This is a genomic window from Algoriphagus hitonicola (assembly GCF_900113375.1).
GTDB lineage: Bacteria > Bacteroidota > Bacteroidia > Cytophagales > Cyclobacteriaceae > Algoriphagus > Algoriphagus hitonicola.
This window is the reverse complement of the sequence record NZ_FOPC01000006.1, coordinates 119,857-142,972: the sequence shown is the minus strand read 5'-3', so window position 1 is coordinate 142,972 and position 23,116 is coordinate 119,857. Positions and strand designations below refer to the sequence as shown.

Below are 23,116 nucleotides of genomic sequence, written 5' to 3'. Positions count from 1 at the left end.
ATCAATCCAGGGAAAGCGGTTTGATCTTTAAATCCAAATAGGAATTGACCGGATAGGAATCGGAAGCCTCATCCAAACTGTACTGCCGCATCCGCAAAGTTTCCATATCCAATAACCAAATCATAGGGCGGGCGCCGGCTTCTTCCTGAAAAAAACCCATGATCAACAGCTCATTCTCATTTAACCACATCGCTTCCTCAAAAAGCCCAGAAGGTCCTATAAATAGAAGACGCTTTTTCATGCCATCGGCTTTGTACCAAACCACCTCCGAGTCGGGATTGAGGTAAGGGTTTCCTTCATCATCCTGGGTTTCTATTTTATAGGAATAAATATCCACCACGCCGTTTCCTCCGGGATGAGGAATCTGATAGGGGGCCAATGGATCGTCATCACCGATAGGGTTTTTCTCGGGCATTTCATATTGGTCGAGAGAATCTTCACTGGCCAATTCAAAATCAATAGCCGAAAAACCTCCCAAATATTCCGACCAATGAGTTGTCCATTTTTCTTTTTCAGCCAAAGCCACATCAAGTCGATTAATGAAATCAGTACCTTCATCTGACACCTCATCCGTAGATTGCTGCTCTTCATCAGAGGAATTGCCAGTGCAGGAAAAAAGGCCGAACCAAGCCAAAATAAAAAAGGAAAGAAGCTGCTTATTTTTCATGATGGTGGGAAAAGAAAGACCAAACTAGGACATTCAACACAAAAAACAAGGGCTTGGACTTGAAGTTCGATCAAGATTTGAGGCAATACCTAGACAAAAGCCTAAAAAAATTTTCCTCATGGGATAAGATCAAGATGGTAAATATCACTTTGGTTTCGTGCAATCCCATAATATTCAAATCGATCGAGGGTGTCGAGTTCCTCGACCAAATCAAAAAATGTACAGTCCTTGGGAAGGCCTTCGAAAATCAGGGTAAAGCGGTAAGTTTTTTTGTCAATTTGAGTCCACATCGGAGCGAAACTAATCCGGTCTGCGTTCAGTAGCTTGGATTTTGAATTTGTATTGCCACAAATCAAAAAAGTATTGGGCCAAATTCGAATTAAACTGGGAAGTTCATCGACTTGAAGTCGGATATGAACTACGACTTGCTTTTCAGTTTCGATCTGGACTTTCGATTTTCGAAGAAGTTGTTCGTCAATTTTGACCTTTGGTTTGGTCTTGATGTCTGGAATTTCATTCATGATTAGGTTAAAGCAAAATTAATTCCGAGCTCTAAAAAATGCCGTTCGACTATGGATTTTATTCATACAAATCCAGAATCTTCATCAAATTCCCAAAAAATCCAGCATCTAAACCAAGGATTTAATCGAATCGGAAAATTTCATCCCAAAAATCAAAAAAGGCCGGACTATGAATCCGACCTTTTCCTGCTCTCAAACCTATTAAACCTATTGTAGATATTCAATTCATGAATACCTTCGAAAAGTAGAAAATGTTTTTATATACTCCAAACAATCGATTGCGAAAGATTTTCAAAATTTTATTTTCCGATAGATTTTTGCTGTAAATCGTTCAAAATCAAGCTTATTTAACTTCAAGGTTTTCGAAAAAAAATTTCAGATTTTTTCTTTCCAATTGACGGAAATTTTATGCAATCGTCTGCATAAAATTCCCGCATTTTCACAAAATATCTTTAACCACTTTGGTCAAGCCTACTGCAATCCCCTAAATTTACCTCATGCCACATCGAGCCATTCCCTTAGCAGAAAAAATCTACAACGGATTTTTAAGCTATATCCATACGTTTGACACCCTGACTCGACTTGCTCCGGTTTATTTTAAAGGCAGGGATTGGGTATCCATGCAGCTCAACCATCGTCAGCGATTGCGATTGTACAAAGACCTTCTTTTCCAATTGGTGAGGGAATTTTCAGAAATGCTAGGTTCCGATGCCGCAAATCGAATGATCTGGCTCAAAATCCGAAATGAATACCAAAAGCTCATATCAGATCGGAATGATATCGAACTAGCCGAGACATTTTTTAATTCCATCATCCGAAAAGCCTTTCCAGGGATGTCTGCAGATCCAGAGCTGATGTATTTGATGGAGGGATACAGCGAATGCACCATTTACGAAAACAGTCATCTGGTTAATTCCTATCCTGGTTTTCTAGGCTTAGAAAAAATCATTCGATCTATCTTGGATGACTATGAATTTGGAGCGCCATTTATGGATAGAGAAGCCGATGTCGAATTCTTGATAAACAGTGTCAAAGAGGTAATTCTCACCCGATATCAACCTGGACCAGAGACAACCACTGAGCTTTTGAAGTCAGTCTTTTATAGAAACAAAGCTGCCTATCTCATCGGAAGAACCTACATCGGAAATAAATGGATGCCCTTTATCATTCCTATTCTTCATGGTCCCAAAGGGATTTTTGTGGATACTTTGATATTCGATCCGAATATGATGAGTACACTTTTCAGTTTTACCCGATCCTATTTTATGGTCGAGGCCAAAGTTCCTTCGCAAATCGTGGGCTTTCTGAGTTCGGTTATCCCACACAAAAAAACGCATGAACTCTACAACGCCATTGGATTCAACAAGCACGGCAAGACTCTTTTTTACCGCGATTTCCTGCTCCATTTGCAGCAAAGCACCGATCAATTTGTCATAGCACCGGGAATCAAAGGCATGGTAATGACCGTATTTACCTTGCCTTCTCTAAATGTGGTCTTTAAATTAATCAAAGACCACTTTGAGCCTCCAAAAAGTATGACTCGACAAGAGGTGAGAGACAAGTACAAACTGGTATCGCTTCATGATCGGGTCGGGCGAATGGCCGATACGCATGAATTTGAGTATTTCCGGATCCCGATCGATAGAGTTCACCCAGAACTGATTAAAGAGCTTAGAAACACCGTCAATTCCCTTCTTCAAATTCAAGGAGATGAATTGATCATCAAGCACCTCTACACCGAGCGGAAAATGGAACCTCTTAATATCTATTTGGAAAATTGTAGTACTGAGGAGGGCAAATTTGTAGTGGAGGACTACGGTCGATCCATTTTACAGCTTGCCCAAGCCAATATTTTCCCTGGAGACATGATGACCAAGAATTTTGGTCTGACCCGACAGAAAAGAGTGATTTTCTACGATTACGATGAGATCGAATTTTTGACGGATATGAATTTTCGGATCAAACCCAAGCCTGAAAACTACGAGCAAATTTACGCTTCCGAACCATGGTACGAAATCGCCAAAAACGATGTATTTCCTGAGGACTTCAAACGCTGGATGATCGGCCGAGCAGATCTCAAAGACCACTTTATCACTTACCATCAGGATTTGTTTGATCCAAAGCATTGGTCAAAAATCCAACAAAAAATCCAGCAGGGAGAGTTGATTCATGCCTTTCCCTATCCTGAAGAAATCCGTTTCAGACCATTCGAAAAAGTATAGGTTTCATTCTTGATTGGCAAAAGGCTATTTTTGTAATTCCTGGTTTGTACAAACCACGGACATCGATTATGAAACTCCAAGAATCTCCTATTAAATCCCAAACTTCTCGAAAAATCATCCTTCAAACCCCGCAGGATGATCATCGACCAGTCTATATTTCAGGCAATTTCAACGATTGGGCCACACAGGACAGCCGTTTTCAGATGAATAAAATCGCTGAAGGCAAATACGAGTTTACTTTCCCCTCTGATGAAAAATTCCAAGGTGAGCTCATTTACAAATTCACCAAAGGAGACTGGTCCGAAGTGGAAATCGACCGCTATGGCAACAAAACCCCCAATCGACACTGGAAAGATGACCAAATTACCCGAATCGAAAAAGTAGCCAAATGGCGAAAAAACTGGCTCCCCTATCGCCCCAGTCAGCTCCCAAAAATCCATTTAATCTCGGAGGAATTTGAAATTCCCCAACTCAACAAAACCCGCAAGATCTGGGCACTACTTCCGCATGATTATGAAACATCGGATCAAAACTATCCGGTTTTATATCTCCATGATGCCCAAAATCTTTTCAATGAGAAATCAGCCTTCAACTGGCAAATAGACAAAAAATTAGCCGTCATGTCTGACTACGGAATCGGCAAAATCATCATTATTGCCATCGAGCATGCCGAATCCGAACGGATCCAAGAATACAATTTTGGCCGGACGATTTTGGGCGTCGGTCATGGCAAAAAATACATCCGCTTCATTACCGATACGCTTAAACCTTTTGTCGATCAAACTTTCAGAACCAAACCCGAGCGGGAATTTACCGGAATCGGTGGAAGCTCTATGGGAGGATTGGTCAGTATTTTTTCGGGTTTGATTTATCCAGAAGTATTTGGCAAACTGATGGTATTTTCTCCTTCACTTTGGGTAATTCCGAAAATCAAACTGAGCTTTTTGGATTTCTTCGAGCCCCAAGAAACCCGCCTTTATCTCTATGCCGGTGGAGATGAAAGCGAAACCATGGTCAAGCATGTCAGCAAATTAAGAAACCGACTCCTCAAACGCGAAAGCTTGCAGGGAATAATGAAAATCCGACTTTCTATAAATGAGCAAGGAAAACATAATGAAGTCTATTGGAGTGATGAGTTTCCAAAAGCCATCGAATGGCTGTTTTTTAGTGATAAACCTGAATAAAAATCTATGAATTTTAGCACCAAAGAATCGAAGATAAATAAAGGTATGTTAACGGTCATTCCGGTGACAGAAAACCTTAGAAATGAAATCCTCGCCGAAAAACTATCTGATTTCTCGATCAGTTCGCGGGTCTTTTCCGCAAAAAAAGATAGTACCCTTGTATTCGAACGGGAGGGAAAACTCCTGCTACTACTAGGCTTGGGAACTGATCCAGAATACAAGACCATCGAAACGAGTTTTCGCAGAGTAATTGCCAAAAACCATGAATTGGTCGAAAATTCCATTCATCTGGATTTTTATAAGACTTTTGATTCTGCTGTCGTAGAAGCTGCCGTCACCGGATTGATGCTGGGGAATTACCAGTTGGATTTTTATAAAAAAGAACGGAAAAAGAACTTCGAGAATCTAGAAATCGCTGTATTGTCAACAGCCAAGAATTTAGAAAATTCACTGGATCGGGCTCAGAAAATCGGAAAGGCAAAAATCGAAGCGTTTTCACTGGTCGATCTTCCGCCTAATAAAGTCACTCCAGAATTTCTGGCCGATTGGGCAGCAAGCTTAGCCCGAATTCCCCAAGTAAACGTGACGATTTACGATCAAAAAATGGCTAAAGAGCTGGGTTTGGAAGCATTTTTAGCCGTAAGTCGGGGTTCCGCCAAGCCGCCAAAATTCATTGTCATAGAATATCGTCATCCCCAAGCAAAAAAGCATATCGGATTAGTGGGTAAAGGAGTGACTTTCGATACCGGTGGACTCAATGTCAAAACCCAAGGCATGCATTACATGAAATCCGATATGGGAGGAGCTGCCACGGTTTTGGCTGCTACCCAGCTGATCGGTGAGCTTGGACTGCCGATCAATTTGACGACTATCGTTCCCTCAGTCGAAAACGCCATTGACAAAAATGCCTACTTGCCCTCAGAAGTCATCGGTAGTCACGCTGGACTCAGCATAGAAATAGTCGATACTGACGCAGAAGGAAGGTTGATTTTAGCGGATGGACTTTCTTATTTAGTGAAGAATTATCAAGTGGATACACTGCTCGATTTTGCTACCCTAACAGGTAGTGCCGTAGGGACCTTTGGTTATGAGTCAGCCGCCTTATTTTCCAATGATGAACAGCTTTCCCAAGAAATCCAAAAACTGGGGATGCTGATCGATGAAAAAGCCTGGCCCCTTCCAATTTGGGATGTCTATGGCAAAGAAATGGACAGTGAGATTGCCGATATCCGTAATTTCCATGGAAAACCCATTGCTGGTGCTATTACCGCTGCCAAATTTCTCCAGGCATTTATTCATGAACATCCTTCCTGGGCTCATCTCGATATTGCAGGGGTAGCTTTTGGAGACGGGGAATTTTCAAAAAGCAAATCAGGAACTGCTTACGGTGTTCATTTATTGCTTAAATTCATCGAAAATCAACTTTGATCATGAGCGAATCTTCCAAAACTTTTCTCTGTATTTCTAATTATTTTAAGGGAAATGCTTTTCTCCAGGCATTGAAAAAGCAAGGAAATCGGGTTTTTTTGGTGACTTCAGAAAAGCTCAAAGAAAGTCCTTGGGCTTTTGAATCCATCGATGAACTCTTTTTCATGCCTGGACAGGATTTGGACTGGGACCTGAATATTTTACTTCAGGGTGTAGGAGGATTGATGAAAGAGCATAAAATTGATTCCATCATTGCCTTGGACGATTATGATGTAGAAAAAGCCACTTTTCTCCGCGAAAATCTACGAATTGCAGGAATGGGACAATCCACCGGTCGGTATTTCCGGGACAAACTTGCCATGCGCATCAAAGCACAAGATGCCGGTTTGAAAGTTCCGGCTTTCTCTCCGCTCTTCAATGATGAGGATATCAATCAGTTTGCCGATCATATCTCGGCTCCTTGGGTTTTAAAACCCCGATCCGAAGCTTCCGCACATGGAATTATCAAAGTACACACCAAGGAGGAACTTTGGGAAAATATTCATTCTTTAGGAGAAAACAGACTTTATTACTTAGTAGAGCAGTTCAAACCGGGTGACGTTTACCACGCCGATGGATTGATTCTTGGCGGCAAAAACATCTTCCTTTCCGTATCCCAATACCTCACTACTCCCATGGAGATTTCTCAGGGCGGGGGAATTTTTCGCTCAGCGACCGTAGCGTATGGATCAGAGGATGAGAAAGCGATAAAAAAAATGAACAATGACATCATGAAAGCATTTGGAATGAAATCCGGCGCCACACATACCGAATTCATCAAATGCCGAGAAGATGGTGAAATTTATTTTTTAGAAACTTCTTCCCGTGTCGGAGGGGCACATCTTGCTGAAATGGTCGAAGCAGCTACAGGAGTCAATCTTTGGGCTGAATGGGCCAAAATCGAGGATGCAATCGCAAAAGGAACCGAATACAAGGCTCCAAAATCAAGCAAAAATTATGGAGGGATCGTACTTACGCTTTCCCATACTCAAAACCCTGATTTAAGAAGTTTTGATGATCCGGAGATATTTTTCAGAGTTCCTTTAGCATATCATGCTGGATTAATTGTCCAGTCCAAAGACCGGAAGCGGGTTCGGCATCTATTGGATCAATATGCAGAACGCCTGAGTACTGAGTTTTCTACATCAGCAGCTGCTCCTGAAGTCAAAAAATTCCATTAAAATTTCTCCTCTATCCCGAGTCCAAAAAGTGCAAAATCGTACTTTACAGGATCAATAGGATCGAATTTTCGCAATTCTTCGGTCAATTCTATCGCGGTCAACCAATCAGTTTGCTTGCGACGGATCAAACCCAGTTTTCGTCCAACCCGATCTACGTGCAGATCACATGGGCAGATAAGCTGAGAAGGCTTCAGTGTTTGCCAAAGTCCAAAATCAACTCCCTTATTGTCGTCTCTGACCATCCATCTGAGAAACATGTTGATTCGCTTGCAGGCTGCTTTTCTCTTTGGGGTTGCAATATGCTTTCTTGTCCGCTGAGGAGCATCTGGCAAGGAAAAAAAGAAGTCATGAAAGCTGGAAAGAATCTGTTCCATGTCGGCATTTCCACTTTTCAAGAATGCAGCTTCTAGGGATGTGTTGTTTTTGTAAAACCAACTGAGAAAATGAATAAAGTAAAGCGTGTCGATGTCATTAAAGGTCCGATGCTTAAAGGTCAAAAATGGGATCAAATCCCCTTCCTGATGATTGATCAAAAAATCATGGGGAGCGTCATCCATCAATTTAAAAAGCTCCAAACATTTATTGATGATAGTTTTTCGCTGGCCCCAAGCCAAAATCGCTGCGAAAAATGCGGCTATTTCGATATCCTGCTTTTTGGAATAGCGATGCGGAATCGATATCGGATCGAGAAGAATAAAACCGGGGCGATTGTATTGATCCACTTTTTCATCCAGGAATCCTTTTAAATCCTGAATCATCCGATCGTAACTTTTACTTCTCCGCCTTGAGTCCCATCAAACCACTTAAACAGCAGTTCGTTTTCTACCCGATCGGCAATATGCCAATCAAAACATTTAATATTGGTCAGGGATTTTAAGCTGTCTTCATCCGGATTGTAAAGGCAAATATTAAAATCAGGAAGATCCTTAGCGTCCAAACTATTCCACTTTTCCAGAATTATCCCTTCATCTATCACCCGGACTTTATTGCCAAACACATAATCCGAAAGCACCGAGGGAACCCCATCTGTCCTTCTGAGTTTAAATCCCGATGGACCAAACATGATCTGCTTGACCGGCTTCGCTTCAAAAAAACCATCCGAATAGGGCAAGACTTGCCATTCCTGATCCTTAAACTCCTCCTTTTTCCCTTCAGGTCGCAATCGAGTCAACAGCTGAGATAATTGGGAAAAGAACCAAGTCAGACCGATAAATATAATTCCGAAACTGGCTAGGATGGGATAGGAAATCACAAAAATGGCATTCCAGATAAACCGGAACAAATGGTGAAAAAACAATTGTACTTTATTCATGGTGCTATACTCCGATGCAAAGTTACCCCGAAGGCATTGCAATAACAAATCCACCGATCAAGAGAAAAAAATGGAATCAATTCAGCGGAATTCTCAAAGAAAATCCAGTCGGCCCTAAGCTGACTTGCTCCAAAAATCCGGGTAGCTCCCGGGAATGTGCATGGTGAAAACCGTACATAATTCCGTCAAAAACCAATAAAAAAGCACCTTGTAGAATTACAGATTTTCCAAAACCAATCAGCCTCTCATTAGATTTTCGAAGTCCTCTCTCTTTTAGGTAAAACCCTCCAGCCATGTAGGCCACATCCAAGGCGGCATTGACTAACAGGATTTTCTCTATTCCCTGTTGAGCTTCCATCGTTTGCCAAAAATCTGTTCCCGGACTTTCCTTTGTAGCCTGCCAATATCCCAAACCTGCGATCACCAAATTAACCGAATTCCAATAGAGATTCATTTGATGGAAAGCCTTCAACTCGCCACTTTGCTGACGGGCAGCCAATCCTCCCCAAATCATATTTCCCACTGCCCAAGACCCCAAAATCAGCATCCCTTTTTTATTGTATTCCAATCTGGTCTGATTGAAATTTTCAAGCCCGGAAATCTCCTGCCCAAAGGAGTCAACAGCTATGAAGAGGAATAGGAAAATGAATAAAAAACGAAAAGAAATGCGTGGATCCATAATTTGAAAACCGAAAGTGAAAGAGAAAGTTTTAGCAGATTTTAGTTTTCGATCTACCTAATTTTGCTTAAAAATAGAAAAAGCTGCCTTTAAAAAAGCAGCTTTTTCAATATGATTCTATTCTAAATCAATACATTACCTCGACTGGGAATCGTCCGTTCACAGCTTTGAGTTGATCAAAAGCCGCCTGTGAAAGCTTAATGACTAATTTGGAATTATCACCGGTTTCTGGCAAAACACCAACCACTCGAGCAAAAATTGTCACGTCGTTTTCTTCGTTTTTCACACGGATAATCGTCCCCACAGGAGCGGTTCGATGCAGCACCAAATATTTCTTATGTCCGCCTGTTCCTTCGATTAATTCCGCTTGACCGGTTTCGCGGATATTTTTAAATCCACCGCTAGTGGCTCCATCCGGGACTTCATTCATCTCTTCAGGATTGCTGACCACTTTTGCCTCTCCGACTAAGGGCACTTCAGAGGGGCCAGATTCAGCTCTTCCCACCTTGATTACTTGACCGGTTCGGAGATTGTTGGAGCTTAATGCGTTCCAATTGATGAGTTCCTCCACTTTCGCATTATATCGACTGGCAAGTGAAAACAAGGTTTCTCCAGCTTGCACCTCATGGGAAATCCACTCTCCCGGCACGATTGGTTTCTTATTTTCTAAAGATTTGGCAGGATTCTGATTTTCTGATTTTGACTCAGGATTTCTTGAATTATTTTTCTTGGCCTCCGGCTTTTCGGTCTCAGCCTTTTCGGATTCAGCTTTTTTAGGTTCAGCCTTTGGTTTTTCGACTACCGCATTCTTTCGAGGTTCCCTTATTGGCTTTTGTTCAGATAGCGATTCTTCCACTTCCTTAAACTTTTCTTTTGCAGGAGTCGGTTTTGCTTCCGCAATGGCAGTATTTGGAGCAGGTTCAGTTTGCTTGATAATCAAAGCCTGTCCAACGCTCAGGTCATTTCCTTTGAGCTGATTCCACTCCATTATTTCACCAACAGATACATTGTATTTTTTGGAAATGGCAAAAAGGGTCTCTCCCGCATTTACCTTATGGAGATTGGAACCGGTTGGGATTTCTGCTTTGGAAATAAAAGGTACTCGAATCTGCTGTCCAATTTTAAGTCCAGCTTTGAGCGATTCATTGGCTTCCACGATTTCTCCCACTGGGGTCTGGTATCTTCTGGAAATTGCGAAAAGTGTCTCTTTGGCTTCGACTTGATGCAAGATATACGTTTTGTCCCCTACTCGCTCTACCCCCACTGAATCAAGGGCAGCATGATTATTTTCAGTAGCAAAACCTGTCGTTGAAATCATGAACAAGACAACTAGAAAGGAAAGGGATTCTTTTAAACTCATAGTAATAAGGGCGTAAATGCTATTAAATCTGCTTAATTTAACTTTGTAACAAGAATTATGCTAAAGAAAATGATTTTGGACAATTTGAGAAAATCCCATTTGACACATGGCTTTTCATTCCTTTTCTACACAAAAATCAATCATTCCAGCAATTTCGTTGTTATCTTTTGACAAAGTTTAAAACTATGCTTAAGTATTGCCTCAGTCTTCTTGTTCTTTTTTCTTTGATTAGCAACGATTTACTTGGACAAGAAATCCGGGAAATCAAAAAGGTATTTACTTTTAAAATCGATCGGGACATCGATCCTGCCATGAATCGGCGGGTAAAACTCGCTTTTGAGGACGCCAAAGAAACTGAAGCCGACCTGATCATCATCGAAATGGATACTTACGGCGGAGCGGTCAACGATGCCGATGATATCCGAACTATGCTCTTGGAATCGGAAATCCCCATTTACACCTTTATCAATAAAGATGCAGCTTCGGCAGGAGCCTTGATTTCTATTGCCAGTGACAGCATTTACATGGCTCCCGGATCCAGTATCGGTGCCGCTACCGTAGTCAATGGAGCTGATGGAGCAGCAGCCCCGGATAAATATCAATCCTACATGCGCTCCATGATGCGAAGTACTGCAGAAGCAAAAGGACGAGATCCAAAAATCGCCGAAGCCATGGTGGATGAAAATATCGAAATCGAAGGCATTACAGCAGCAGGATCCGTAGTCACACTTTCTGTTTCGGAGGCAATCAACTTTGGTTTTTGTGAAGGGGAATTTCGCTCTATCGATGACATCCTAGAAACTCAAAATCTTCAAGACGCCGAGCTTGTCGCTTATGAAGTTTCAGAAACTGAGCAGATTATTTCCTTTTTTCTCAATCCCGCCATCTCGGGAGTTTTAATTCTGATTATCATCGGGGGAATCTATTTCGAACTACAGACTCCAGGCGTGGGCTTTCCTATTTTGGCTGCTATTGTGGCTACTATCCTGTATTTTATCCCCTATTATCTTAATGGATTAGCAGAAAACTGGGAGTTGATCATTTTCCTTTTGGGAATAGTTTTGCTGGCAGTTGAGCTGTTTGTCATCCCAGGATTTGGTATTTTTGGGGTTTTGGGAATCGTATTTATTCTCGGAGGTTTGGTCTTAGGAATGCTTCCCAATGAAGACTTCAATTTTGATTTTGTGCCGGCGGCAGATCTTTTTGCCGCTTTGCTCACGGTGATTCTAGCAGCTTTGGCAGCAGTTGGTTTGGTTTTTTGGCTCACGCCTAAAGTCAATCAATGGGGAGCATTTAGCACCATTACGCTCGCATCCACTCAGTCCAAAGCTGAAGGATATACTTCCAGTTTTTATAGTGATGAGCTTTTGGGCAAAACCGGAAAAGTACATTCAAGACTGCGTCCAAGTGGTCGGGTGGAAATTGACGGGGAGATTTACGACGCTTATTCGAGAGGTGAATTTATCGATCAGGATGAGTTGATTGTCGTCATCTCCACTGAGGGCACTTCCATTCGGGTCAAAAAATGGGAAGGATAAAAATTTCCTTTTTTGCTAAGTTTGCCCCATGAATCCATTTCAGTCAATTTACGAAGCTGTCGGGGAAGAAAATATCCGGAAACTAGTTGAAGGATTTTACAAAGAAGTGGCCAAAAACGAGGAGCTGCGAAAGCTCTATCCCGAGCAGGACCTCAAACCTGCCGAGCGGAGGCTTTTCCTTTTTCTTCTACAGGTATTTGGTGGACCGCAAACCTATTCTGAGGAGCGTGGTCATCCCCGACTTAGGATGCGTCATTTCCAATGGCAAATCGATGGAAAAATGCGAAATCACTGGCTGAATGCGATGATGAGCTCCATAGATCAACTCCAGTTGGAGCCAGAAGTGCGAGAACTCATGATGAATTACTTCATCAAAGTGGCCAATCACATGATCAATCATGAGTAAGCTAATACGAAAGATTTATACAGTCTATGCTGGACTATTATTTGTCCTGAGCTTCCTGATCATCTTTCCGTTTTTTTTGATCTGTATCTGGGTTCCCGGTTGGCAGCGATTGGGAAGGAAAATCAACCGATATTGGGCTAAAGTGTATTTTACTCTCATATTTCTACCTGTGCAGGTTGATCAGCGAGCTAGGCTCGAAAATGGAAAAGCCTACATATTTTTAGCCAATCATTTCAGCTATTTGGACATTGCGATGATGGGTTTTATTCCGGGAGATGTGCAGTTTGTGGGAAAAGCTTCTATCCGAAAAGTGCCACTTTTTGGTTATTATTTCAAAAAACTGCACATCGCAGTCGATCGATCTCGTCTCAAAAGTCGGGCAGAAACCATGCGAAGGGCTGCATTGGCCCTGGATCAGAAAAGCAGTATTGTGCTTTTTCCCGAAGGAGGCATTTATACCCAAAACCCACCGAAAATGATTCCTTTCAAAAATGGGGCTTTTCGTTTGGCGATCGAAAAACAAATCCCGATAATTCCTGTCACCTTAAGCTATAATCATCTAATTTTACCCGATGACAGTCAACTGCTTTTGAATTTTAAAAAAGCAAAAATGGTCATTCATGAAGCAATTTATCCATCTGAAAACCTGACAGAGCAAGATCTCAGAGATCTTTGTTTTGCTGTAATCCAGGGTCAACTTGATCACGACAATCAGGTAAAAAAGGAAGTGCCAACCTTAGAAAAATAAGAAAATGAATATTGATAAGGACACGATCAAAAAAATAGCTCATCTCGCACGCTTGGAATTTGATGAAAGCAGCGCCGAAAAAATATCCCAAGATATGAGTCAGATTTTGGACTGGGTCGAAAAACTCAATGAGCTGGATACCGACCAAATCGAGCCCTTGACCACCATGTCTTCCGAAGTCAACGACATGCGAGAGGATCAGGTCGGCATGCACCTCAGTCATGATGCAGCACTTAAAAATGCTCCCAAACGGGACTCTAAATATTTCCGCGTACCGAAGGTTTTAGAATAATGAATTTGCAAAAAAAAGAAAATCTACGATATTCAAGTCTAATTCCTGCCCTCCTATTGATCATCACCGGAGGGCTTTTTGCGTATTATCAATTACTCATTTCACCGGCAGCCTTTCAGGCTATTCTTCCCGCTTCATTTTTGGATACAGTGGCTATTCCCTTCGATTGGGTGCAGATGGGACCGATTTCATTTCCGATTCTGGTGGACAATTTTCTGATTTTTCAAGAGTTTAAATCCCTTCCCAGTCCATATAATCATGAAGAAAGTCTCTTTTTTGGGGTTTTGACGTGGGTTTTGGTAGGGGTACTTCTCAGCTTGGTTTCCGAATTCAAAAAACTGTTTTTCTTGGCTTTTGGGATCATTTGGATTCTAGTTCTGACACTCTCCAATTTCAACGGATTAAATATCGGTGGAGTGAGTAGCAATTACGCACTTATTTTGGCGATTTGTGGCAGTTTGATCGGCCCGATTTTCTTTCACATTCGTGGTGGCAATGTGCGCTTTCCAATCCGACTGATGATTAATTTAGTCCTCCTCGGTTCAGCTTTGGCAGTAATGATCAAAATGAGCGGAATTCAGGATGCCTCCATTTACTTGGAAGAACATGCCTTGATTCCTGTGGTCCTCCTAGCCGGTGCCTGGCTTTTTTGGAATGGCCATGGACTGATTTCAGGAATTTATATCTTGATAGCTCGGGCCAGTCGCCAATTAAACCTTCGGGTTTCTGTCCAGATTTTGATCCTGGGAGCAATTTATCTTTTGTTTTTGGGTAATATTCTCCTGAGTTTTCGAGAAACGCCTTTTGCCTTAATTCCCATTTTCAATCCTTTACTTTTGGTAATCCCGGTTGGAGTTTTGGGATGGTTTACCTTGGATGTCAAAACCAAATCGGGACTGGATTTGATCGCTTCTAACTTCACACTGAAAGCCTTGTATTTGCTGGGTTTTGGACTGACACTCTGGTTGATTTGGCGACTGGATATCAGCGTAAACCAACCCGGAAAAGAACTCATCAAACACTTGCTCGTATACAGCCAAATCGGGTTTTCATTGTTCTTTTTAATTTATCTATTTTCCAATTTTCTATCGGTGATGGATACGGGCAAGGCCGTGGACAAAATCATTTTCAAGCCATTTTCGCTTCCCTATTACCATCTCAGAATCGGTGGCTTGATCGCCATGCTTGTGATCATTGCTTTCACCGAAGGAATCGTAGGTGTGCAGGCCAATGCACTTAGCAATCAGGTTTTGGGGGATTATTACTACCGAAGTGGACAAAAACTCGAAGCCAGTATCATCTATGAAAATGCCTGGTCTCGATACCGAAACAATCCTAAAGCAAAAAATACAACCGCCCAGCTTCTTTTCGAACTGAATCAGCCTACTTTGGCCAAACAACACCTAGAGGAGAGTTTTTCACAGGCTCCCCAAGTGGATAATGTTATTTTGCTTGCAGATCGCTTACATCGGGAGAACAAACTATTTGAATCCATTTACTACCTGGAAAACGCCCTGCGATATTTTCCTGAAGATCATCGCATCAAAAACAATCTTGCGCTATTTTACACCAAAGTCAACCGAAGCGAAGAAGCCTTAAATCTTCTTGCTGGTGGTTCGGATCCGATATCGGCTAGTAATTTTTCTGCGCTTTCTATCAAATCCGGGAAAAATGAATCAGAAATAGAAAATCCCGGCGAAATCCCTCAGTTGATCAATGAACTGGCTCGTCAAAATGCCCTTGGCAATTATCCGGAAGAATCGCTTATCACGGATCTGAAAAATGCGGTTGAAACCGAAAACAGCCCCATGCTGGTTCAAGCCGCCTGGAGGAATATTTTCTCAATCAAGGATTTTAACCAACCGGATAAAGACCTTGAAATGCTCGATTCGCTCTGGTCCACCCAAGAAATGACGGATTATATCATGCCCTTGCAGGAAACAGCCGTCATCCGAAGTTTGGCAGCGGGAAGAATTACAGATGCGGTAAAAAACCTCAATGGCTTGGCCTTCCGAAACCCCGGAGACGCCGGTTATTTCCTGCATTTGTCCTCCAGTATTTTGGCACAGCAGGCTGATTTTGCGAGAGCTTCTAGAGAATTAATGGCTGCAGAGGAAAAAGGATTTCAAGCATTTAAACCTCATCATTGGATTATTTTAACTCTAGGCGGATATGCAGAAAAAGCCATCGAGCTGAGAGAAAAGTATGAGCTTGATATTCCTGACTTTTTTATTGATACTGACGAAAACCTTCAAAAATATTTGGACATCATTCGAAAAATCCACCAACTGATCCCGGAACACGCCTACAATGAATGGAGTCAACTGGCCTCGGATGAATTAAAAAGTGATTTAGCTGTCCGTGTTTTGGCCTTTAAAGCTCACGGATTGAACAAGGATCAGCTGGAAAATTTAGGAAAATCAATCCAAGATGCAAGAGGTGAATCTCAAGCGCTTCAGACCTTTCTTTCCAATCCGGATTTGAAAAATCAGGAGACCGTGAATGCCTTGATGGAGGCATTGGAAATCGGTGATGAATTGACAAGCAATCCATTTTTGAGTCCCTTGATTTGGTCAGCTGTCAGCATTGAAAGTGATCCGCTGAAAGCTTACGAATTGGTGAATTCTGCCACCGAATTTAATCAAGATCCGCTTCTCTGGATCAAAAAAGTGCAGCTTGCCAGACAGCTTGGACTTGATAATTATGCCACCGGAGCCTTGGAACAAATGAGCGAATGGGTCAGTCCGGAAGACTTGGAAAAACTTCAGTTGTCAAACTTCTAAGCCATATACTCGTATTTTCTTAAAATTGCTTCTATTTTTAATCGAAACTAAACCTACGCCACATGCCTAAAGTAATCGAAACACACGAAATCAATAAAACCTATAAAATGGGGGCTGAAGTGATAGAAGCCCTCAAATCCGTTTCCATCGAAGTTAATCGTGGAGAATATGTGGCATTTATGGGTCCATCCGGATCCGGAAAATCTACGCTCATGAATATCATTGGTTGCCTCGACACACCGACTTCGGGGCGCTATATTCTAAATAATAAGGATGTCAGTGATATGACAGAAAATGAGTTGGCTGAAATCAGAAACAAAGAAATTGGCTTCGTATTTCAGACTTTTAATCTTCTACCTCGGGCTAGTTGCTTGGAAAATGTCGCTTTACCCCTCGTCTATGCCGGCTACAGTAAGGCGGAGCGAGAGGAAATCGCTTTTCAGGCATTGAGCAATGTGGGCTTGGGTGACCGAACCAAGCATCGCCCCAATGAACTCTCCGGGGGGCAGCGTCAGCGAGTGGCTATCGCAAGAGCATTGGTCAATAACCCCAGTATCATCCTCGCCGATGAACCTACCGGTAACCTCGATTCTAAAACTTCCTACGGAATCATGGAGCTTTTTCATGAATTACATTCCAAAGGAAATACGATCATTATGGTCACTCACGAAGATGATATCGCTCATTATGCCCACCGAATCGTGCGATTGAGAGACGGCTTGGTTGAAAGCGATACGATCAATCCAAACCCAACCCGAGGAGCCGCTGTACATGCCTGAGTTGAAAGCGAGAAATCTAAAATAGATTCTTATTTTTGTGACAGAATCGAAGGGCTTAGGAATGAAAATCTATACAAAAACAGGAGATCAAGGAATCACATCATTACTCGGAGGGGTCAGAGTACCCAAATCCGACCTACGGATTGATGCATACGGCACCGTGGATGAGCTCAATTCCTACGTGGGATTATTGAGAGACCAATCGGTCAACGAAAAAAGAAGCGAATTCCTAAAATCGATTCAAGATCGACTTTTCACTTTGGGCGCCGACTTGGCTACTGTACCCGGTAAAGACAAAGTCAAAAAGCCAGATTTACATGATGAGGATATTCAGGAACTTGAGGAAGCCATGGATGTCATGGAGGCTCAGCTTCCCGCCCTCACTGCTTTTATTCTCCCCGGAGGACATCAGTCTGTTTCATTTTGTCACATTGCACGTACTGTTTGTCGAAGAGCTGAGCGCCTCGTCGTTGAGCTGGCATCCCACGAGCATGTCAATGAGCTTGTAATCAAATACCTTAATCGACTTTCCGATTATTTCTTTGTCTTGGGGAGAAAAATGGCAGTCGAACTCGAAGTAGAAGAAGTCACCTGGAAACCCCGAACCCAATAAATCTGATTAGATGAGGACTGAAATTTCCTCTCTTGTTAAAAGGCATACGCCATAAAGCACATTCACATGAAAACTTCACTCGCCTTCCCGGTTCAACAAACCCAAAATTCAAGACTTTCAGAAACTGATTTTTCCAATCTGGTTTTCGGAAAAACCATCTCCGACCACATGTTTGTCGCAGACTACAAAAATGGGGAATGGACGGATCTTCGAATTGAACCCTATGCTCCACTTCACCTCAATCCATCCAATGCCGCTCTGCATTATGGGCAGTCGATTTTTGAGGGACTGAAAGCCTATAAAAACGAAAATGGGGAAGTGATCATCTTTCGGGCAGATGCCAATTGGCGCAGAATGAATGAATCAGCCGAGCGGATGTGTATGCCTTTTCTCCCTGAGGAAATTTTCATGGAAGGACTTACCCAACTCATCGACTTGGACCGAGACTGGGTGCCCACTGCAAAAGGGGCTTCACTTTATGTACGTCCGTTTATGTTTGCTACCGATGATTACATCGGAGTAAAGCCTTCAGATACCTACAAATTTATCATTTTCACCTGTCCTGTTGGAAATTACTATTCCAAACCAGTCAGTGTAAAAGTAGAGACCAAATTTACCCGAGCGACCGAAGGCGGGACTGGTGCAGCCAAAACTGCCGGTAACTATGCCGCATCTCTTTACCCCGCTCTTCAGGCCCAAAAAGCCGGATACGATCAGCTACTTTGGACGGATGGCAAAAGTCACAGCCATATTGAGGAAAGCGGCACGATGAACGTGATGTTTAAAATCAAGGGGACTTTGGTGACTGCCCCAACCCACACCGGTACCATTCTCAAAGGAATTACCCGAGATTCGGTGATTCAATTGGCCAAGGACTGGGGACAAACTCTCGAAGAGCGGTTTTTGAGTGTAAATGAATTAAAAGAAGCCCTTGAAAATGGGGAATTGGAAGAAGCATTTGGTACGGGAACAGCCGCCACTATCGCTCATATCCGGTTGATTCATATTGATGGGAAAGACTATGAATTGCCCGAAAAGTCTACGGATGCTTTCTCGCATCGGGTTTTAGCCGAACTCGACGGCATCAAATACGGAACTAAATCCGATCCACACGATTGGGTGATGAAGTTTTAATCGATTAAAAGCCAGCTGAAAAGTTGGCTTTTTTTCTGCTCTCAGATTCGAAACCAAAAGTTCAGGTCCCAGTCAAAAATGGATTACCCCAGAAAAAAGATTTGATTAATCCTACCATTTGGCTTTCATTTTTTAACTTCAAATGAATTCATTCTTGCCAGATCCTCAATACCATTCCCATGAAGTGTAAACTCACCCTTTTACTTCTTTTTGCTTTATCTCAACTCCAAGGTCAAGATCCCCTCCCTCAGACCTATATCAATCCCTTGGATATTGACTACACCTATATGGTCTATAATTCGGCCAATAATCTTTCCTACCGATCCGGTGCTGATCCTGCGGTCATCGAATTTCGCGATGAATATTACCTTTTTGTCACCCGATCATTCGGCTATTGGCACTCCACCGATTTAGTCAATTGGTCTTTTATCAAACCGGAGCAGTGGTTTTTTGAGGGAAGCAATGCTCCCACGGCTTTCAATTACAAGGATTCATTGGTTTATTTCGCCGGTGATCCTGCTGGCTACGGAAGCATTCTTTATACCGATGATCCCAAAAGCGGAAAGTGGACTCCTACTCCATCGATCACTAACAATATCCAGGATTCTGAGCTGTTTATCGATGATGATGGGAAAACCTACTTGTATTGGGGATCCTCTAATGTGCATCCGATTCGTGTCAAAATGCTGGACAAAGGCAACCGAATGCTGGAAACCGGAGTCAAAAAAGACCTGATCAACTTGGATGAAGAACTTCATGGCTGGGAGCGGTTTGGAGAAAACAATTTTCACCCCACGCTCAAAGAAGGCTATATGGAAGGCGCTTCTATGACTAAGCACAATGGAAAATATTACCTGCAATACGCTGCTCCGGGCACTCAATTCAATGTTTATGGAGATGGTGTTTATGTGGGAGAATCACCGTTGGGGCCTTTTACCTATATGAAAAACAACCCGATGTCTTTCAAGCCGGGTGGATTTAGTAATGGCGCTGGACATGGAATGACCATGCGACAGAGCAATGGACAGTATTGGCATTTTGCGACCATGGCTTTAGCCTCCAATAGTCAGTGGGAACGCCGATTGAGTATGTTTCCCACCTATTTTGACAAAGATGGATTAATGTATTCACCAACGCATTATGGTGATTATCCGCGATTTGCTCCCAGCCATCCTACAAAAGCCGGCGAACATACGGGATGGATGCTACTCTCCTACGATGGGGAAGTGACCGTTTCTTCCTCCCTTATGCAAATCCGCAAAAGCACCACCAATGACGATGAGGTCGAGGTGGAAGAATTGCCTATCGTAAAAAATGAATCTGGAGAAATAACTGCCCAAGTCCTGACCGACGAAAATCCAAAATCATATTGGGTCGCGGAGGAAAATAATGAGGAGCAATGGGTAAAAATAGAAATGAAATCTCCCGGGAAGATCTATGCAATCCAGCTCAACTACCACGATCATGAAACAGAAATTTATACTCGAATCGAAGGACTCAGACACCGTTTTTTGTTGGAAAGTTCGATGGATGGAGAAAACTGGAAAACCATCGTAGACCGCAAGGACAGCCACAAGGATTCTCCAAATGCCTATTTGGCATTGAGCCAACCCATTGAAGCTAAGTTTGTGCGCTATTCCAATGTGGAAGTCCCCAGTCCAAATCTAGCCCTATCCGAGATTCGGGTCTTTGGGTTAGGCTTGAGTGAAAAGCCCAAGGAAGTTCGGGGATTTGAGGTAGATCGGCAGGAGGATCGACGGGATGCGGAGCTTTCGTGGAGTGAAGTTGAAGGAGCGCAGGGATACAATATCAGATGGGGAATCGCTCCTGATAAATTGTATCATTCTTGGCTGATTTACAAGGACAGCAAGCTATTGATGCGAAACCTTGATCGTGATACGGAGTATTACTTTAGCATTGAGGCATTCAATGAAAATGGGATTTCGGGACGGTCGGAGGTTTTGAGGGTGAAATAGAATATCCTTCTAAACTAAAAATTACACCCTCGCCCGACTCAGCGGCATGGTCATACATCGGGGGCCTCCGAGTCCTCGGCTGAGTTCGGAGGAAGGGATTTCCAAAACCTCCACTCCCATATTCCGCAACGCTCGATTGGTATGAATATTTCGGTTGTAGGAAATCACCCGACGAGGTCCGATCGCAAAGACATTGGCTCCGTCAAACCACTGCTCTCTCATGGAATAATCAGGATTCCCATCTGCGGTAGCCAACACTTCCAAATGGGGAATTTCCCGATCCAAAACAGTCAAAAGTGATTCTTTAAGCACTTCTCGACGAATATGAACCTTATCATCTTGAATCTCTTTGAGCGTGTAGCAGGAGGTTTTGAGCACGGCATTCATGGCATCGGGATAGGTCAGTACCAGGTTTTCATCCAAAATGGTAAACACCGTATCCAAATGCATATAATTCCGCTTTTCGGGTAGATGAACTTCATAAACCCGCTTGACCGTTCCCTCTGCTAATAGTGCCTTGGCCGCCTGATAAATGGCCTTTTCATCAGTCCGTTCCGAATTTCCAATGGCCACGGCTTCATGCGAAAGAATAATCACATCTCCCCCTTCGATACTGGGAGGATTGGTGAATCCATTGGCGGGATACAGCAAGTTGACGTGTTCTTTAAAATCAGGATGGTTTTCAAAAATAGTGCGCAACAGGTCCGCTTCCCGCTGCCTACCTTCCATTTTCATTGAGGAAAAAATAATCCCTCCCGGAGTCAAAGCCATGGGATCCCGCTGGAAATATAAATTGGGACAGGGAGAGATCAGAAAGGCATATTCCAGCAATTCTCCAGCATCGAGTTGGGGCATCTTTCTTCGCAATTCATGAACCTTGAGCCCCGCTGTCAAAATCCCGGCACATTCGGCGGTGGAGAAACGCTCCAAAATCTCTCCTGCCAAATGGACCAATCCCGAACGCAGCAATGAGTCCTCCATCAATTTGAGCAAAATCTCCCGGTCGTATAAGACTCGAATCAGGAGTTCCCGTAACTGATAAACCTGCGCCCCGGTAGATTGCTTGATCAGATTGCTAAAAAAATCATGTTCTTTTTGCAGCGCTTCCAGGTAAGGCACATCCTCAAATAGCAGAAAGTCCTTGTTGTAAGGCGTCAAGCGATCTATTTCCCTTCCGGGCCTATGCATCAAAACTGCCTTTAAGGTGCCGTATTCTGAATTAATTCGTAGATTCATTTTCAAAAAAGGTTAATAAAATTATAATCAAAAATTACTGATTTTTTAATTTAAAAGCCATTTGATTGGATGAAAAATAATTTAAAATGACTTTTATTCAGGAATTTTAAATTGGATAAAATGCTTATTCAAAGTACTGGCTAAGAATTTGCAGAATAATACCCGAGTTTGATTTTTATAAACAATAGGCAAAGTCTAAACCCATCGGCTCCAAAATTTCGTACATTCGATTCTAATTTATATCCAATGCATATCCTCAAACGTAACGTATTTGTTCTACTTTTAAGTAGTGTATTTTTCCTGTTTTCCTCTTGTGAGTCAGCAGCTCAACTGACCAAAATCCTTGAGCAAGCGAGTGGAAATCCCAGCAATTCGGAAATCTCAGCCGGAATCAAAGAAGCCCTCGAAAAAGGAACGGGAATCTCTGCGGATCGGCTTTCTGCCGAAGATGGTTTTTTGGGTAATCTCGATGTCAAAATCCTTTTCCCAGAGGAAGCCAAAAAGGTCGAAAACACCCTACGAAATATTGGATTGGGAAAACTCTGTGACGATGTTATACTCAGCCTCAATCGGGCAGCGGAAGACGCATCAAATGAAGCCAAACCGATCTTTACTGCGGCAATCAAGCAGATGACCTTGCGTGACGTCCAAGATATTCTCTTGGGTGAAAAGAATGCAGCAACTTTGTATTTTGAACGGACGACTACGGATTCATTAACAGTAAAATTTGCACCGATCATCGATCAAAGCCTAACCAAAGTCAATGCAACCAAATACTGGGGAGATGTCATCGAGCGCTACAATCAGGTTCCATTTGTCAAAAAAGTGGATACCGATTTGGGAGCCTATGTGACGCAGAAGGCCATTGATGGGCTTTTTGTAGAAATCGCCAAAGAGGAATTAAAGATCCGGGAAAATATCAGCGCCCGAACCAGTCCATTGCTTCAGAAAGTATTTGGCTTTGCAGAGCGCCAACGAAAATATGACTAAAAAAAGCCTGCCGGAAATCAAATCCCGG

General features: G+C 42.6%; 21 protein-coding genes. 14 read left to right on the top strand and 7 right to left on the bottom strand.

Annotation, left to right across the window (positions count from 1 at the left end; all coding sequences use genetic code 11):
- Window position 1: 1 nt before the first annotated feature.
- Both BM043_RS09910 and BM043_RS09905 read right to left on the bottom strand, forming a co-directional pair.
- The gene (locus BM043_RS09910) at window positions 2–667 is read right to left on the bottom strand and encodes a hypothetical protein (RefSeq protein ID WP_092791208.1); all 666 of its coding nucleotides are present in this window, start codon (window positions 665–667) and stop codon (window positions 2–4) included.
- 116 nt (window positions 668–783) lie between these two features.
- A complete protein-coding gene (locus BM043_RS09905; protein WP_092791206.1) occupies window positions 784–1,188 on the bottom strand; it encodes a hypothetical protein in 405 nt (134 codons plus the stop codon).
- 497 nt (window positions 1,189–1,685) lie between these two features.
- On the opposite strand from BM043_RS09905, the gene aceK reads away from it, so the two are divergent.
- The 4 genes from aceK to BM043_RS09885 all read left to right on the top strand — a co-directional run bounded on the left by aceK (window position 1,686) and on the right by BM043_RS09885 (window position 7,242).
- Window positions 1,686–3,410 (top strand): bifunctional isocitrate dehydrogenase kinase/phosphatase, encoded by a 1,725-nt coding sequence (gene aceK / locus BM043_RS09900; RefSeq protein WP_092791203.1) that lies wholly within the window; start codon window positions 1,686–1,688, stop codon window positions 3,408–3,410.
- Between the two features lie 68 nt (window positions 3,411–3,478).
- Window positions 3,479–4,594: an alpha/beta hydrolase gene (locus BM043_RS09895; protein WP_092791201.1), complete on the top strand. Its 1,116-nt coding sequence runs from the start codon at window positions 3,479–3,481 to the stop codon at window positions 4,592–4,594.
- Window positions 4,595–4,600: 6 nt separating this feature from the next.
- Complete coding sequence (locus BM043_RS09890; protein WP_092791199.1) at window positions 4,601–6,022, top strand: leucyl aminopeptidase family protein; 1,422 nt, start codon at window positions 4,601–4,603, stop codon at window positions 6,020–6,022.
- A gap of 2 nt (window positions 6,023–6,024) precedes the next feature.
- Complete coding sequence (locus tag BM043_RS09885) at window positions 6,025–7,242, top strand: ATP-grasp domain-containing protein (RefSeq protein WP_092791197.1); 1,218 nt, start codon at window positions 6,025–6,027, stop codon at window positions 7,240–7,242.
- Here BM043_RS09885 and BM043_RS09880 read toward each other — a convergent pair.
- From BM043_RS09880 to BM043_RS09865, 4 genes are all read right to left on the bottom strand, one after another.
- Window positions 7,239–8,000: a TIGR02757 family protein gene (locus BM043_RS09880; protein ID WP_092791195.1), complete on the bottom strand. Its 762-nt coding sequence runs from the start codon at window positions 7,998–8,000 to the stop codon at window positions 7,239–7,241. The two genes, BM043_RS09885 and BM043_RS09880, sit on opposite strands and share 4 nt — an antisense overlap.
- A complete protein-coding gene (locus BM043_RS09875) occupies window positions 7,997–8,554 on the bottom strand; it encodes a hypothetical protein (RefSeq protein WP_092791193.1) in 558 nt (185 codons plus the stop codon). Before BM043_RS09875 ends, BM043_RS09880 begins: the two co-directional genes overlap by 4 nt.
- A 76-nt stretch (window positions 8,555–8,630) precedes the next feature.
- Window positions 8,631–9,233 carry a DUF6992 family protein gene (locus BM043_RS09870; RefSeq protein ID WP_092791190.1) on the bottom strand — a complete coding sequence of 201 codons (603 nt, stop codon included), beginning with the start codon at window positions 9,231–9,233 and terminating at the stop codon, window positions 8,631–8,633.
- Between the two features lie 127 nt (window positions 9,234–9,360).
- Window positions 9,361–10,551 (bottom strand): LysM peptidoglycan-binding domain-containing protein, encoded by a 1,191-nt coding sequence (locus BM043_RS09865; RefSeq protein WP_245753012.1) that lies wholly within the window; start codon window positions 10,549–10,551, stop codon window positions 9,361–9,363.
- A 227-nt stretch (window positions 10,552–10,778) separates the two neighbouring features.
- Between BM043_RS09865 and BM043_RS09860 the strand changes: the two genes are divergently transcribed.
- From BM043_RS09860 to BM043_RS09820, 9 genes are all read left to right on the top strand, one after another.
- Complete coding sequence (locus BM043_RS09860) at window positions 10,779–12,131, top strand: NfeD family protein (protein WP_092791186.1); 1,353 nt, start codon at window positions 10,779–10,781, stop codon at window positions 12,129–12,131.
- Between the two features lie 28 nt (window positions 12,132–12,159).
- Window positions 12,160–12,537: a globin domain-containing protein gene (locus BM043_RS09855; protein ID WP_092791185.1), complete on the top strand. Its 378-nt coding sequence runs from the start codon at window positions 12,160–12,162 to the stop codon at window positions 12,535–12,537.
- On the top strand, window positions 12,530–13,285 hold the full coding sequence (locus tag BM043_RS09850; protein ID WP_092791183.1) for a lysophospholipid acyltransferase family protein: 756 nt from the start codon (window positions 12,530–12,532) through the stop codon (window positions 13,283–13,285). The genes BM043_RS09855 and BM043_RS09850 overlap by 8 nt, the downstream gene beginning before the upstream one ends.
- 4 nt (window positions 13,286–13,289) lie before the next feature.
- Window positions 13,290–13,577: an Asp-tRNA(Asn)/Glu-tRNA(Gln) amidotransferase subunit GatC gene (gene gatC / locus BM043_RS09845; protein WP_092791181.1), complete on the top strand. Its 288-nt coding sequence runs from the start codon at window positions 13,290–13,292 to the stop codon at window positions 13,575–13,577.
- Window positions 13,577–16,360: a tetratricopeptide repeat protein gene (locus BM043_RS09840; RefSeq protein ID WP_092791179.1), complete on the top strand. Its 2,784-nt coding sequence runs from the start codon at window positions 13,577–13,579 to the stop codon at window positions 16,358–16,360. Before gatC ends, BM043_RS09840 begins: the two co-directional genes overlap by 1 nt.
- Before the next feature lie 62 nt (window positions 16,361–16,422).
- A complete protein-coding gene (locus BM043_RS09835; RefSeq protein WP_092791177.1) occupies window positions 16,423–17,139 on the top strand; it encodes an ABC transporter ATP-binding protein in 717 nt (238 codons plus the stop codon).
- 61 nt (window positions 17,140–17,200) lie between these two features.
- Window positions 17,201–17,752: a cob(I)yrinic acid a,c-diamide adenosyltransferase gene (locus BM043_RS09830; RefSeq protein WP_092791175.1), complete on the top strand. Its 552-nt coding sequence runs from the start codon at window positions 17,201–17,203 to the stop codon at window positions 17,750–17,752.
- A gap of 66 nt (window positions 17,753–17,818) precedes the next feature.
- A complete protein-coding gene (locus BM043_RS09825; RefSeq protein WP_092791173.1) occupies window positions 17,819–18,886 on the top strand; it encodes a branched-chain amino acid aminotransferase in 1,068 nt (355 codons plus the stop codon).
- Between the two features lie 179 nt (window positions 18,887–19,065).
- Window positions 19,066–20,862 carry a family 43 glycosylhydrolase gene (locus BM043_RS09820; RefSeq protein WP_092791171.1) on the top strand — a complete coding sequence of 599 codons (1,797 nt, stop codon included), beginning with the start codon at window positions 19,066–19,068 and terminating at the stop codon, window positions 20,860–20,862.
- Between the two features lie 21 nt (window positions 20,863–20,883).
- Here the strand turns inward: BM043_RS09820 and BM043_RS09815 are convergent, their stop codons facing one another.
- Window positions 20,884–22,098 (bottom strand): arginine deiminase, encoded by a 1,215-nt coding sequence (locus BM043_RS09815; protein ID WP_092791169.1) that lies wholly within the window; start codon window positions 22,096–22,098, stop codon window positions 20,884–20,886.
- Window positions 22,099–22,344: 246 nt separating this feature from the next.
- Between BM043_RS09815 and BM043_RS09810 the strand changes: the two genes are divergently transcribed.
- Entirely contained in the window at window positions 22,345–23,088 is a 744-nt protein-coding gene (locus BM043_RS09810) for a DUF4197 domain-containing protein (RefSeq protein WP_092791167.1), read from the top strand.
- Window positions 23,089–23,116 lie beyond the last annotated feature (28 nt).

Coding starts and splice junctions, on each gene's coding strand:
- BM043_RS09910 (WP_092791208.1), bottom strand. CDS start 667: ATGAAAAATAAGCAGCTTCTTTCCTTTTTTATTTTGGCTTGGTTCGGC.
- BM043_RS09905 (WP_092791206.1), bottom strand. CDS start 1,188: ATGAATGAAATTCCAGACATCAAGACCAAACCAAAGGTCAAAATTGAC.
- aceK (WP_092791203.1), top strand. CDS start 1,686: ATGCCACATCGAGCCATTCCCTTAGCAGAAAAAATCTACAACGGATTT.
- BM043_RS09895 (WP_092791201.1), top strand. CDS start 3,479: ATGAAACTCCAAGAATCTCCTATTAAATCCCAAACTTCTCGAAAAATC.
- BM043_RS09890 (WP_092791199.1), top strand. CDS start 4,601: ATGAATTTTAGCACCAAAGAATCGAAGATAAATAAAGGTATGTTAACG.
- BM043_RS09885 (WP_092791197.1), top strand. CDS start 6,025: ATGAGCGAATCTTCCAAAACTTTTCTCTGTATTTCTAATTATTTTAAG.
- BM043_RS09880 (WP_092791195.1), bottom strand. CDS start 8,000: ATGATTCAGGATTTAAAAGGATTCCTGGATGAAAAAGTGGATCAATAC.
- BM043_RS09875 (WP_092791193.1), bottom strand. CDS start 8,554: ATGAATAAAGTACAATTGTTTTTTCACCATTTGTTCCGGTTTATCTGG.
- BM043_RS09870 (WP_092791190.1), bottom strand. CDS start 9,233: ATGGATCCACGCATTTCTTTTCGTTTTTTATTCATTTTCCTATTCCTC.
- BM043_RS09865 (WP_245753012.1), bottom strand. CDS start 10,551: ATGATTTCAACGACAGGTTTTGCTACTGAAAATAATCATGCTGCCCTT.
- BM043_RS09860 (WP_092791186.1), top strand. CDS start 10,779: ATGCTTAAGTATTGCCTCAGTCTTCTTGTTCTTTTTTCTTTGATTAGC.
- BM043_RS09855 (WP_092791185.1), top strand. CDS start 12,160: ATGAATCCATTTCAGTCAATTTACGAAGCTGTCGGGGAAGAAAATATC.
- BM043_RS09850 (WP_092791183.1), top strand. CDS start 12,530: ATGAGTAAGCTAATACGAAAGATTTATACAGTCTATGCTGGACTATTA.
- gatC (WP_092791181.1), top strand. CDS start 13,290: ATGAATATTGATAAGGACACGATCAAAAAAATAGCTCATCTCGCACGC.
- BM043_RS09840 (WP_092791179.1), top strand. CDS start 13,577: ATGAATTTGCAAAAAAAAGAAAATCTACGATATTCAAGTCTAATTCCT.
- BM043_RS09835 (WP_092791177.1), top strand. CDS start 16,423: ATGCCTAAAGTAATCGAAACACACGAAATCAATAAAACCTATAAAATG.
- BM043_RS09830 (WP_092791175.1), top strand. CDS start 17,201: ATGAAAATCTATACAAAAACAGGAGATCAAGGAATCACATCATTACTC.
- BM043_RS09825 (WP_092791173.1), top strand. CDS start 17,819: ATGAAAACTTCACTCGCCTTCCCGGTTCAACAAACCCAAAATTCAAGA.
- BM043_RS09820 (WP_092791171.1), top strand. CDS start 19,066: ATGAAGTGTAAACTCACCCTTTTACTTCTTTTTGCTTTATCTCAACTC.
- BM043_RS09815 (WP_092791169.1), bottom strand. CDS start 22,098: ATGAATCTACGAATTAATTCAGAATACGGCACCTTAAAGGCAGTTTTG.
- BM043_RS09810 (WP_092791167.1), top strand. CDS start 22,345: ATGCATATCCTCAAACGTAACGTATTTGTTCTACTTTTAAGTAGTGTA.